Source organism: Salmonella sp. 5800, from assembly GCF_046558195.1.
GTDB lineage: Bacteria > Pseudomonadota > Gammaproteobacteria > Enterobacterales > Enterobacteriaceae > Salmonella > Salmonella enterica.
Window position 1 is genome coordinate 64,838 of record NZ_JBGDOX010000007.1, and the last position, 11,793, is coordinate 76,630.

Annotated in this window: 12 protein-coding genes; 6 read left to right on the forward strand and 6 right to left on the reverse strand. The window is 52.0% G+C overall.

The features are described from left to right. Genes sthA through sthE form a run of 4 tightly spaced genes read left to right on the forward strand, consistent with a single transcriptional unit; the run spans nucleotide 1 to nucleotide 4,968 of the window. Nucleotides 1-684: a fimbrial biogenesis chaperone SthA gene (gene sthA, locus ACLJZ5_RS14230; RefSeq protein WP_000680522.1), complete on the forward strand. Its 684-nt coding sequence runs from the start codon at nucleotides 1-3 to the stop codon at nucleotides 682-684. 45 nt (nucleotides 685-729) lie between these two features. Further along, nucleotides 730-3,267 carry a fimbrial outer membrane usher protein gene (locus tag ACLJZ5_RS14235; RefSeq protein ID WP_001160707.1) on the forward strand — a complete coding sequence of 846 codons (2,538 nt, stop codon included), beginning with the start codon at nucleotides 730-732 and terminating at the stop codon, nucleotides 3,265-3,267. 17 nt (nucleotides 3,268-3,284) lie between these two features. Beyond that, the gene (locus tag ACLJZ5_RS14240) at nucleotides 3,285-3,842 is read left to right on the forward strand and encodes a fimbrial protein (RefSeq protein ID WP_024797400.1); all 558 of its coding nucleotides are present in this window, start codon (nucleotides 3,285-3,287) and stop codon (nucleotides 3,840-3,842) included. Between the two features lie 40 nt (nucleotides 3,843-3,882). Further along, complete coding sequence (gene sthE / locus ACLJZ5_RS14245; protein ID WP_001253775.1) at nucleotides 3,883-4,968, forward strand: fimbrial major subunit SthE; 1,086 nt, start codon at nucleotides 3,883-3,885, stop codon at nucleotides 4,966-4,968. Nucleotides 4,969-5,025: 57 nt separating this feature from the next. On the opposite strand, the gene creD is transcribed toward sthE, so the two are convergent. Genes creD through creA form a run of 4 tightly spaced genes read right to left on the reverse strand, consistent with a single transcriptional unit; the run spans nucleotide 5,026 to nucleotide 9,032 of the window. Then, nucleotides 5,026-6,375, reverse strand: a complete 1,350-nt coding sequence (gene creD / locus ACLJZ5_RS14250) for a cell envelope integrity protein CreD (RefSeq protein ID WP_000920382.1) — start codon at nucleotides 6,373-6,375, stop codon at nucleotides 5,026-5,028. A gap of 57 nt (nucleotides 6,376-6,432) precedes the next feature. Next, nucleotides 6,433-7,857 carry a two-component system sensor histidine kinase CreC gene (creC, locus tag ACLJZ5_RS14255; RefSeq protein WP_024797399.1) on the reverse strand — a complete coding sequence of 475 codons (1,425 nt, stop codon included), beginning with the start codon at nucleotides 7,855-7,857 and terminating at the stop codon, nucleotides 6,433-6,435. Then, nucleotides 7,857-8,546 carry a two-component system response regulator CreB gene (creB, locus tag ACLJZ5_RS14260; RefSeq protein ID WP_001187046.1) on the reverse strand — a complete coding sequence of 230 codons (690 nt, stop codon included), beginning with the start codon at nucleotides 8,544-8,546 and terminating at the stop codon, nucleotides 7,857-7,859. The genes creC and creB overlap by 1 nt, the downstream gene beginning before the upstream one ends. A gap of 12 nt (nucleotides 8,547-8,558) precedes the next feature. Next, nucleotides 8,559-9,032, reverse strand: coding sequence for a protein CreA (gene creA, locus ACLJZ5_RS14265; RefSeq protein WP_000875811.1), 474 nt, complete (start codon nucleotides 9,030-9,032; stop codon nucleotides 8,559-8,561). A gap of 211 nt (nucleotides 9,033-9,243) precedes the next feature. Between creA and robA the strand changes: the two genes are divergently transcribed. Then, nucleotides 9,244-10,113: an MDR efflux pump AcrAB transcriptional activator RobA gene (gene robA, locus ACLJZ5_RS14270; protein ID WP_000371685.1), complete on the forward strand. Its 870-nt coding sequence runs from the start codon at nucleotides 9,244-9,246 to the stop codon at nucleotides 10,111-10,113. Here robA and gpmB read toward each other — a convergent pair. Continuing rightward, a complete protein-coding gene (gpmB, locus tag ACLJZ5_RS14275; RefSeq protein ID WP_000942363.1) occupies nucleotides 10,110-10,757 on the reverse strand; it encodes a 2,3-diphosphoglycerate-dependent phosphoglycerate mutase GpmB in 648 nt (215 codons plus the stop codon). The genes robA and gpmB overlap by 4 nt on opposite strands. A gap of 48 nt (nucleotides 10,758-10,805) precedes the next feature. Between gpmB and yjjX the strand changes: the two genes are divergently transcribed. Beyond that, nucleotides 10,806-11,321 carry an inosine/xanthosine triphosphatase gene (gene yjjX / locus ACLJZ5_RS14280; RefSeq protein ID WP_024797398.1) on the forward strand — a complete coding sequence of 172 codons (516 nt, stop codon included), beginning with the start codon at nucleotides 10,806-10,808 and terminating at the stop codon, nucleotides 11,319-11,321. Nucleotides 11,322-11,422: 101 nt separating this feature from the next. Here the strand turns inward: yjjX and trpR are convergent, their stop codons facing one another. Then, nucleotides 11,423-11,749 carry a trp operon repressor gene (trpR, locus tag ACLJZ5_RS14285; protein ID WP_000192003.1) on the reverse strand — a complete coding sequence of 109 codons (327 nt, stop codon included), beginning with the start codon at nucleotides 11,747-11,749 and terminating at the stop codon, nucleotides 11,423-11,425. Nucleotides 11,750-11,793: the final 44 nt, after the last annotated feature.

The following is an 11,793-nucleotide window of genomic DNA, read 5'->3' on the forward strand; positions in this document are numbered from 1 at the left end:
ATGAAACACATAAAGAAATCCGTGTTGGTCGTATTACTGACAAGCCATGTTGCCCATGCCAGCATTGTTGTTGGCGGAACCCGACTGGTTTTCGACGGCAATAATGATGAGTCGTCAATCAATGTAGAGAATAAAGACAGCAAAGCTAATCTTGTTCAGTCATGGTTATCGGTTGCCGATCCCCAGGTCACAAATAAGCAGGCGTTTATTATCACCCCGCCTCTTTTTCGCCTTGATGCCGGGCAAAAGAACAGTATTCGGGTTATTCGCTCTGGCGCCCCCCTACCTGCAGATCGGGAGTCTATGTACTGGCTCAATATTAAGGGTATTCCTTCTATTGATGATAATGCCTCCGCGAACCGCGTGGAAATCTCCATTAATACCCAAATAAAGCTTATATATCGACCGCCAGCATTAACAAAATCAACGCCTGATAGCCAGAGCCAACAATTAAAATGGCAGACGGCAGGTGATGTTATTACCGTAAATAACCCCACTCCCTATTATATGAACTTTGCCAGTGTGACGCTTAACAGCCATGAAGTGAAATCAGCGACCTTCGTTCCGCCAAAATCATCAGCGTCATTTAAATTGGGTTCTACTGCCGCCCCTCATGGCACAGTAACGTGGCGATTAATCAGCGATTATGGAATGAGTTTAGAGCCGCATTCCGGTTCATTCTAGCCATTAACGACTTCACTTTACTTTTACCCTTTCAGGACTTTTACTGTGCAATTCTCCAGAGTAGAGCCCCGTTCTCAATTAGCGTTATCGTTTCTCTTTATATGCTGTTCCATAAAACCAGCGTTAGCGCATGATCATTTTAATCCATTATCGTTGGAAAATGATGAACCGGGCGTGGAGAATGTCGATCTATCGGTTTTCGAAAAGGGGGGGCAGGCAGAAGGCACCTATAATGTTGATATTTATATTAATAACACCAGTGTTGAAACAAAAAATATTGCCTTTAAAAATAAAAAATCAGCAGATAATAAGCTCTCCCTACAGCCGTGTCTTAGCGTTGAACAACTCAAGCAGTGGGGCGTAAAAACAGAAAACTTCCCCGAGCTTAAAAATGACCCAAACGGGTGTACCGATCTTAGTCTGCTGGCTGGCGCTGTTGCAAAGTTTAATGTCATCGGTAACCGGCTGGATTTAGCGATCCCTCAAATCGCGTTGATCGCCGACCCGCGAGAATTCGTCCCTACCAGCGAATGGGATGAAGGCATTAATGCTTTTTTGCTGAACTACAGTTTTACCGGATCGCAGGATCACGATATTGATGAAAACCGGACGGAAAATAGCGAATACGCTAACCTGCGCCCTGGTATTAACATTGGCGCATGGCGTTTTCGCAACTACTCAACCTGGAATCATGATAGCGATGGGCAAAATAGCTGGGATTCTGCCTACACCTATGTTTCTCGCGATATCGAATTTTTAAAAGGACAGCTGATCGCCGGGGAAAATAACACGCCCGCGGACGTCTTTGACAGTATTTCATTTAAAGGCGTACAGATCTCTTCTGATGACGATATGTTGCCGGACAGTATGAAAGGGTTCGCCCCGGTCATTCGCGGGGTGGCCAAAAGCAGCGCGCAGGTAACCGTTGAACAAAACGGTTATACCATCTACAAAACTAACGTTCCGGCGGGTCCATTCGCCATCAACGATCTTTATCCAACCGGCGGTTCGGGCGACCTGTACGTCACCATCAAAGAATCCGATGGTTCTGAACAGCATTTCATTGTGCCCTACGCCAGCGTTCCGGTATTACAGCGTGAAGGCCACCTGAAATACGACCTGACGGTAGGCCGCACGCGTTCATCAGATACGCATTCCGCGCAACAGAACTTCGCTGAACTGACGGCCTTATACGGATTAGCAGGCGGCATAACCGCCTATGGCGGAATAGAGAGTACGCTGAGCAATGATGTTTATCATGCGGCGCTCATCGGGACAGGTTTAAACCTTGGCGATCTGGGCGCATTGTCTTTAGACGTCACCAACTCATGGTCAAAAATTAAAGCAGGCGATGTGGTTAGCGATACGCTTACCGGACAATCCTGGCGTATTCGTTACAGCAAAGATATTCAGTCAACAGGCACCAATTTCACTGTCGCTGGCTACCGTTATTCGACCAAAGATTACTACGCTCTTGAGGATGTGCTGGATACCTATAGCGATAATAGTCACTATGATCATGTTCGCAATCGCACCGACCTGTCGTTATCACAAGACATTATCTACGGTTCCATTTCACTCACTTTATATAATGAAGATTACTGGAATGACACTCATACCACATCATTAGGTATTGGCTATAACAACACATGGCATAACGTAAGCTATGGCATTAACTATTCTTATACGCTGAACGCCGATAATTCTCAGGATGAAGACGACGATACGGAAGACAGTAATGACCAGCAAATTTCAATCAATATTAGTATTCCGTTAGATGCCTTTATGCCGTCAACGTATGCCACCTACAATATGAACTCCGCGAAAGACGGCGATACCACGCATACTGTCGGTTTAAACGGAACAGCGCTGGCACAGAAAAATCTCTCATGGAGCGTTCAGGAAGGTTATTCCTCTCAAGAGAAAGCCACCAGCGGTAATGTGAGCGCAACCTATAACGGGACGTATGCGGATATTAACGGCGGATATAGCTACGATAATCATATGCGTCGCCTGAATTATGGCGTTCAGGGCGGCGTACTACTACATCGAAATGGCCTGACACTATCCCAGCCAATGGACGACACCATCATATTGGTTAAAGCCCCTGGCGCAGCGGGTGTCCCCGTGAATAACGAAACGGGCGTGGACACCGATTTTCGCGGGTATGCCGTCGTACCTTATGCTTCGCCTTACCATCGTAATGAAGTGTCTTTAGATACGACGGGCATTAGAAAAAATATTGAGCTCATTGATACCAGTAAAACGCTGGTGCCTACCCGTGGCGCGGTGGTCAGGGCTGAATATAAAACCAATATTGGTTACAAGGCATTGATGGTATTAACCCGCATAAACAATCTGCCTGTTCCTTTTGGCGCGACCGTCTCGTCTTTAACAAAACCAGACAATCACAGCAGTTTTGTTGGTGATGCGGGGCAAGCCTGGTTAACCGGACTGGAAAAACAAGGGCGGTTATTAGTGAAGTGGGGACCAACAGCAGCAGACCGGTGTCAGGTCTCTTATCGTATACCGAGCTCCCCCTCCGCTTCTGGCGTAGAAATCTTACACGAGCAATGCCAGTGATTCTGGTGGGATAAAAGATGAATATGAACAGATTTGCTGCATTAGCCGCCCTGTTAACGTTCACGGGTCTGGCATTATGGTCGCCCTCGATCAACGCGGCATACAATACCGCAGATGCCGTAGACATTAACGTTACGGGATTAATTTATGCCGATCCGTGTACCGTGACGGTCCCCGACACGATCTCTCTTGGACAATATGCCCGGGCGGATATCGCCGTGGCCGGTGGCAATACCGCCACCATTCCTTTTACCATAAAAATGACGAATTGCCCGGCAACGACCACAAAAGCCGCGATTTCATTTAACGGCGTACCTTATCCCGATCCGCATTATGCTTCTGCGATTTATGCAAACAGCGCGGCCAATCCGGCGCAGGATTTAGGATTACAGCTTTTTAACCTGGACGGCAAAAGTCTGGTCAATCTGGCCAACAACGTCACTTACACGGTGGATATCAACAGTAATACCCACGAAGCCAATTTGCCTGTCGCCGCAAGGATGTATACCCCGTATGGAAAAGTCACGGCAGGGGATTTCACGTCCGTTGTGACGATCACTATCGCATGGCAATAACATCTTTCTATTTCACCTGGTATAAAAGCAGGAATTTTTCATGAGAAGGTTATATCTGGCGCTTATTCTGCTATTCGCGTACTCCAGTCATGGTTACGCTTCCTGTAAACGTTCCGGTAATGAAGGCGCGATCACTATCACCCCGCCGTCGCAGCTTGTGGTGGATAGCCACGCCTATACCGCAGGCGAGGTGTTGTGGCAATCGGGCTGGGTTTCCACCTCCGAAGTCACAATGGATGGCTGTAGTCGCGATTATAAGGTCGGTTTTTTATATGAACCCGGTAGCGCGCAGTCAAATACATCAGCGACAATCAATGCGAATGACGGGAACAACACGCCGGTATTTAGCACCGGTATTTCCGGCGTGGGCATTGCGATTAAAACCCAAACGAATGCTGGCCCTTACGATAATGTCATGCCAATCGATAATACCTACCATAATGGCGATGGCAATAAAACACACCATGCGATGGCTCCCGCCTACAATGTTGAACTGGTCGCCTTAGGCGGTCCGATCACCTCCGGTACCGCGACATTCCAAAGTCCACTGGCGCGCGTATCTTTTCGCGATAGCGCAACGGAAGACTCCGGCGGCGATATCCTGACCCATCTGTATTTGGGGAATACGCAATTGATTATGAAAGCGATGGGATGTCGGGTAGAAACACCTGCCATCACCGTGGATTTAGGCAGCGTCAATTTAGGCAGTTTCGCTAACAGTCAAACCGCGGGCACAGGCGAGCAGGATATCTTATTGACCTGCGAACAAGGCACCGCTATCTCCGCATCGTTAAGCGCCCAACCGGCCAGCGGAAATAACCCTGATAATTCAGTCATCCAGTTGAGCAATGCAAGCGCGCCAACCAGCGCAACCGGCGTTGGCGTACAGTTGGGTATTCAGGCGCCGGACGCCGGTTTCTTTACCGACAGTTTGCCAATTAATCAAAAAATTGATCTCTTTACTCACACGATTACCACCAATGCCGATGGCAGCCAGACGGTTAACGGCGGAACCATGAATATGTCGACCACCCTGAAAATTAGCGCGCGCTACTATAAAACCGCCGCCACGGTGACTCCCGGCCAGGCGAATGCCACGGCAACATTAAACCTGACCTATAACTAACGGCATCACATTTTCTGGCGCTGCGCGGGAAAACGTTAACGCGCGCGCCCGTTAGATTTATTTCCACAAACGTAATTCGTCATCTTTTACTGGCGGTAATGACTTACGTTGCTGACAAGAGAGCGAATACCAGTCCAGATGGCGCGTCAGGAACATCACGCCGCCAAGCGCCAGTAGCAGAACGCCGGTACCCAGAAGCAACGAGCTATCTTCCGAACGCAGCAATCCCCACATCACGCCATCCAGCGCCAATAACGCTAGCGTAAACAGTACGCTATTGCGCCATCCTTTCAGCACCGCCTGCAAATAAACGCTATTCATCAACGCGCCCACCAGGCTTGCGGCGATCCAGGCTGGCGTGAAACCGATATGTTCCGACAGTGCCAGCAACAGCAGGTAGAACATCACCAGCGATAACCCCACCAGCAGATACTGCATCGGGTGTAACCGCTGCCCCGTCAGGGTTTCGAAGACAAAGAAAGCCATAAACGTTAGCGTAATCAACAAAATGGCATATTTCGTCGCTCTGTCCGTCAGTTGATACTGGTCGGCTGGCGTCGATACAGCGACGCTAAACGCTGGTAAGTTGTCCCAATCCACCTTTTGCGCATCAGCAAACTGTTCGCCGAGATTCGTGGCAAACCGGCTGGTTTGCCACTGGGCCTGAAATCCCGAACCGCTGATTGCGCGTTTACCGGGAAGAAAATCCCCCACAAAATTTGGGTGCGGCCAGTTGCTGGTCAGGGTCATTTCACTGCTACGCCCGACGGGAACCAGTGAAAAGCTGCCGGTTCCGCTTAAATTTAGCGACATCGCCAACGTCAGGTTGCGCGTCGCCCACTGACTGTCCGGCAGCGGGATATGAATGCCCTCTCTACTTTCCGGTAAGCCGGTCCCCGGTTCTACAGTGAGCGTTTCACCATTCACCTGCGGCGCTTTTACTGCGCTGATACCGCGCGCATCGCCGACGCCCACGACGATAAAGGGCTTTCCAAGGGTAATGTTCGGTCTGTTCAGCTCATGCAGACGGGCCACATCAAACTCCGCCTTTATCGCCATATCGGTATGCCACACCTGCCCCTGATAAATACCTATTTTTCGCGCTTCAACGTTTTGATTGCCTTCGACCAATAGCGACTCCGGCAGCCAAAAATAGAGATAACTGCGCTTATACTGGACCTCTTTCTCCTCTTCCAGCACGGTATAGAGCTCTGTCACCGGAACCGCCACCAGCGGGCCGACAACCTTTTGCGGGCCGCTGGTACTCTGACGAATAGCGGCTTCTACATGGCTTCGATAATCAGCACGTTCCACGATGGTGTGCCGTACCATCATCAGGGGAATTAACAGCAGGATCATGGCGCCGCCTAACGTAATCATTTTCCACAACAGGGGGGATTTCAACATAGCGTTCTCCTTTGCAATGCCAGCAGTGTAAGAACGCGATGTGGGGAGAATTTGAAGTTATGTGAAGTGACGGTGAAGTGTCAACGAGGCCAGCACGCCGCCTTCGGGACGGTTGCACAACGTCACCTCACCGTTGAGGAGCCGCGCCGCCTCGCTGACAAACGCCAGTCCAAGCCCACTGCTTTTACGCCCGTTTTCACGGGGCAACGAATAGAACCGGTCGAAAATGCGCGGCAGCGCAAAATCAGGAATACCACAGCCGGAATCCGTCACCTGCAGGATCGCTTTCTCCCCCATCGGCTGAGCGCTTAATGTGATAACGCCATTTTCAGGCGTAAAGTCGATGGCATTGTCCAACACATTGCCCAGCGCCTGCGCCAGAAGCTCCGCGTCGGCGACGACAACCAGCGAGGAAGGCCGTAGAGTAAGGGTGATATTTTTTGCCGCCAACTGAATACTGCGTGCCTCGCTAAGCTGCGTAAATAGCTCATCAACAGCAACCGGCGCGAGAGGGATATCCTGCCGGTTTTCCAGCCGCGCCTGGTGCAGCAGGGTCTCTACCAGCGCCTGCATTCGCGTATTTTGCGCCAGTATATTCTCTGTAAAGCGGGTAACCACATCCGCGGGCGGTCCTTCACGCAGAATCTCCGCCGCGCCGCGTATCGCCGCCAGTGGACTTTTCAGCTCATGAGTCAACGCATACACGTACTGCTCAATCTCATTCTTGCCTTCCAGCTTAATGCGCATACTCTCCAGCGCCTGCGCCAGTTTACGCAGCTCGCTGCTGCCTAATGCAGGTAACGCAAGCGGGCGGTTTTCGGTGACGGAATCCGCATAGCGCGTCAACCGGGCGATGGAGCGGTTAATCCACCAGACCATCCCCGCGCCAATCGCCAGCGCAATTCCCAGTAAAACGGCGCTGGCCCACAGAATGCGCCGTTCGCTGCGCTTAATCACCGGCGCCATTGCCGCATTCGGTTTGCCGACAGACAGGACGCCGATAATCCGTCCATCGCTGATTATCGGCGCGGCTACGTACATCACCGTGCTATTGGGATCGGCAGTATCTTTTGCCGTGCTGCGGGCGCCATACTGTCCGCGCAGCGTAAGCCAGACGTCATTCCAGCGAGAATAATCCTGCCCCACCGCTTTGTTTTCCGAATCAAACAACACCTTCCCCTGTGCATCCGTCATGTAGACATGGTATTCATTGCGCACTTTGACGATCCCGCTGATATTGGCGCGAAACGGGCGATGTTGCAGCTGGGCGAATGCTTTCGCCAACTGGCCGTCAGTCGGGTTGCCGGAGAGAAGATCGTCGCGGGCCAGCGCCGCCAGCAGCGTCGCGGTGTCAATCAGCGTCCCTTCCGTCGCGCGGCGGACGCCCGGCTTTATCTCCTGAACAAAGATAGACAGCACAAACACGGCGGCGACGGCGACAATAAGAAAGTAGCCCAGTAGCAAACGCATTCCGATGCGCATCAGACGCTCCTCAGGCTGTATCCCATTCCACGATGCGTGTTAATTGGCGAGAGATCCGGGTTGATCGCGCGTAGCTTAGCGCGCAGGGTTTTGATGTGTGTATCGACCGTCCGATCGAAGGTCTCCTGGGCATCAGACCAAACAATATCCATCAATTGCTGACGCGAGTACACGCGCTCCGGCGACAGCAGCAGGGTTTTAAGAAGCAGAAACTCATAACGCGTCAGCGAGAGCGGCGTACCAAACCAGGCGATCTGCGCCGCCGGTTCATTGAGTTCAAAATGTCCGGTACGCACCACCGGCGACGGCGCAGCAAACTTTTTCACCCGACGCAACAGCGTGCGCACGCGGGCGCTCACTTCGCGCGGCGAGAACGGCTTGGCGACATAATCATCTGCGCCGATCTCCAGACCAAGCAATCGATCCACTTCATCGCTACGGGCAGTCAGGAAAAGAATCGGCAGCGCAGGATGGCGTTCCAGCAACTGCCGACACAGCTCAAAGCCGCTGATATCCGGCAGTCCCACATCGAGAATCACCGCATCTGGCCGTTGCTGACGCGCTTTTTCCAGCGCGGGCAGCCCGCGAGCGAATAGCTCAACGGTAAACCCTTCCAGTTGCAGGGTGTAGATGAGCGTATCGGCGATTCCCTGTTCATCCTCGACTAACCAGACCTGCGGTTGCTGCATACTCTTTCCCTGTTATTGTCGCCACGGCATGACCGGCACCGCGCTGATGGCGTTCTTCGGCGACCCATCGACTACTTTGTCGGAGTAGGCCAGATACGCCAGCGTGTTGCGTTTCTCATCATAGAAACGCACGACCTGCAATGACTTAAATATCAATGAGGTGCGTTTTTTGAAAACCACCTCTCCCTGCGCCTTGCCGTTCTTAATTTTGTCGCTCAGTTCAATAGGCCCGACCTGCTGGCAAGAGATGGCGGCGTCAGACGTATCTTCCGCCAGCCCCAATCCGCCTTTTATGCCGCCCGTTTTCGCCCGGCTAACATAGCACGTCACGTTTTTGACATCAGGATCGTCAAAAGCTTCCACCACGATTTTATGGTCAGGACCGAACATTTTAAATACCGTATCGACTGAACCAATTTGTTCCGCGCGGGCGCTCTGCCCCAGCAGCAACAAAATTGAGAAAAGTACTAAGCTCTTGTATTTCATATTGTTACCATTCATAAAAGTTACATTGCGTAATTATTAGACATTCTAAAATAAAATGGTTATAGATCACAGGATTAGAATAATTACCTGTCACGTTGCCTAAAAAAAGCATTTAAGCTCAAAAAAAACACTGAATGCTAAAAGAACAAAAAATGCTATTATCCTCTTACCTGATATCGGGTGCTCGTTGTTGAAAGGATGGGGATATTTTATGGATCAGGCTGGCATAATTCGCGACCTGTTAATCTGGCTGGAAGGTCATCTGGATCAGCCGCTGTCACTTGACAATGTGGCGGCAAAAGCAGGCTATTCCAAGTGGCACCTGCAGAGAATGTTTAAGGACGTGACGGGCCACGCCATTGGCGCTTACATCCGCGCCCGTCGTTTATCGAAATCAGCAGTGGCGCTGCGTTTGACCGCGCGTCCAATTCTGGATATTGCTCTTCAGTACCGCTTCGATTCTCAGCAAACCTTTACGCGCGCCTTTAAGAAACAGTTTTCCCAGACGCCAGCGCTGTATCGCCGCTCCTCGGAATGGAGCGCCTTTGGCATTCGCCCGCCATTACGGCTGGGCGAGTTTACCGTGCCGGAACATCAGTTCGTTACGCTGGAAGATACGCCGCTCCTTGGCGTCACGCAGAGCTATTCCTGCTCGCTGGAACAGATTTCCGACTTCCGCCACGAAATGCGCGTGCAATTCTGGCATGATTTCCTCGGTCATTCGCCAACTATTCCGCCAGTGCTTTATGGGCTTAATGAAACGCGCCCCAGCATGGAGAAAGACGATGAGCAGGAAGTATTCTATACCACCGCACTGCCGCAAGAGCAGGCCGATGGCTATGTTCAGTCGGCGCATCCTGTGCTGTTGCAGGGCGGTGAATACGTCATGTTCACCTATGAAGGGTTAGGAACCGGCGTGCAGGATTTTATCCTGACCGTTTACGGCACCTGTATGCCAATGCTGAATCTGACCCGTCGTAAAGGACAGGATATAGAGCGATACTACCCGTCAGAAGATACCAAAACCGGCGATCGCCCTATCAACCTGCGCTGCGAATTTCTGATCCCGATTCGCCGTTAACGCTGTAGCTCATCCAATGCAGGGGCGTCCAGATGCGAAACGTCCCCTGCAGTTTCTACCACCCACCCAGACGCCAGCCACTGACTTTCCTGGTAATCGATGCGGGAAATAGAGCAGTTGCGCAAACGTAACCGGCGTTCCGCCCAGGCGGGTAGTCCCAGTATAGTACTGACCAGACAGCCCAACGCGATACCGTGACTGACCAATAAAGGTCGGCTGCCCTGCGGTAGCTCCAGACAGGACGCCAGCGCGGCATGAACGCGATCGCTCAACTCCTGCATCGATTCCCCACCGGGAATGCGGCCATCCTGCGTGCCGTTGACTAACTGACGGCGCCAGCCCTCTTCTTCTTCCGTCAGCGAATCGATCTGGCGCTTTTCCAGCACGCCCATATCCAGCTCGCGCAGGCGGGAGTCAAAGGTGATATCACACCCGCACGCCTGGGCGATAATCTCCGCCGTGCGTTTTGTGCGGCCTAAATCGCTGCTGATGATATGGGTGATGCCGAGGCTGCGGGCGCGTTCTCCTACCTGCATGGCCTGCTGCTCGCCTTTTGCTGTCAGGGGACTGTCCGATTGGCCCTGAATACGTCGCTCGGCGTTCCACTGCGTTTCACCGTGGCGAACAAGGTATACCTGTAACATGTTTTTTTTCCGTTATACTGCGATAAATTTTTAAAACTGAGCTTAATTATGCACCAGGTTATCTCTGCGACCACCAATCCTGCCAAAATTCAGGCAATTCTACAGGCATTTGAAGAGATTTTCGGCGAAGAATCGTGCCATATTACGCCCGTCGCCGTCGAGAGCGGCGTACCGGAGCAGCCCTTCGGAAGCGAGGAAACGCGTGCTGGCGCACGAAATCGCGTGGGTAATGCGCGACGCCTGCATCCACAAGCTGATTTCTGGGTAGCCATTGAAGCCGGAATTGACGATGACGCCACCTTCAGTTGGGTGGTGATTGATAACGGCGTTCAGCGCGGTGAAGCGCGATCGGCCACGCTGCCGCTGCCCGCCGTCATTCTCGACAGAGTCCGCCAGGGAGAAGCGCTTGGCCCGGTGATGTCCCACTATACCGGTATTGACGAGATTGGTCGCAAAGAGGGCGCCATTGGCGTATTTACCGCCGGAAAATTAACGCGCTCCAGCGTTTACTACCAGGCGGTGATCCTGGCGCTCAGCCCGTTTCATAACGCGGTGTATCGATAATTATTTGCGCTATGTTGTAGGCCTGATAAGCACAGCGCCATCAGGCATTTCGCGGCGATGTTGCCGGATGGCCGCTTCGCCTTATCCGGCCTACGAGCAAATCAGGCGTTTTTCAGCAGTACGTTCTCAAGCCAATGACGCAGTTCAACCGGCGCGGATTTCAGGCTGTTTGACCCGCGCGTGATGGTGGCGATGCCCGCCCCCAGCTCGGTTTTCAACTCGCGCTGGCTCATTTCGCCACGCAACAACTCCTCAATAATGCGCACGCGCGTTCCCAGCGCTTCACGCTCGTCCGGCGTAAGCATCAGTTGTAATAAAGGCAGATGCAGATCCTCTGCATATGCCTGACGGAGTAACTCCACAAAACGAAGCCACTCCTGATTACGTTGTTCGGCGATAGCCGATGAATAAGGGGAATGCTGGGTCATGTTATACCGCCGTTTGTACTGTTACACGAGTACAAATGATAACA

Coding starts and splice junctions, on each gene's coding strand:
- sthA (WP_000680522.1), top strand. CDS start 1: ATGAAACACATAAAGAAATCCGTGTTGGTCGTATTACTGACAAGCCAT.
- ACLJZ5_RS14240 (WP_024797400.1), top strand. CDS start 3,285: ATGAATATGAACAGATTTGCTGCATTAGCCGCCCTGTTAACGTTCACG.
- sthE (WP_001253775.1), top strand. CDS start 3,883: ATGAGAAGGTTATATCTGGCGCTTATTCTGCTATTCGCGTACTCCAGT.
- creD (WP_000920382.1), bottom strand. CDS start 6,375: ATGTTGAAATCCCCCCTGTTGTGGAAAATGATTACGTTAGGCGGCGCC.
- creC (WP_024797399.1), bottom strand. CDS start 7,857: ATGCGCATCGGAATGCGTTTGCTACTGGGCTACTTTCTTATTGTCGCC.
- creB (WP_001187046.1), bottom strand. CDS start 8,546: ATGCAGCAACCGCAGGTCTGGTTAGTCGAGGATGAACAGGGAATCGCC.
- creA (WP_000875811.1), bottom strand. CDS start 9,032: ATGAAATACAAGAGCTTAGTACTTTTCTCAATTTTGTTGCTGCTGGGG.
- robA (WP_000371685.1), top strand. CDS start 9,244: ATGGATCAGGCTGGCATAATTCGCGACCTGTTAATCTGGCTGGAAGGT.
- gpmB (WP_000942363.1), bottom strand. CDS start 10,757: ATGTTACAGGTATACCTTGTTCGCCACGGTGAAACGCAGTGGAACGCC.
- yjjX (WP_024797398.1), top strand. CDS start 10,806: ATGCACCAGGTTATCTCTGCGACCACCAATCCTGCCAAAATTCAGGCA.
- trpR (WP_000192003.1), bottom strand. CDS start 11,749: ATGACCCAGCATTCCCCTTATTCATCGGCTATCGCCGAACAACGTAAT.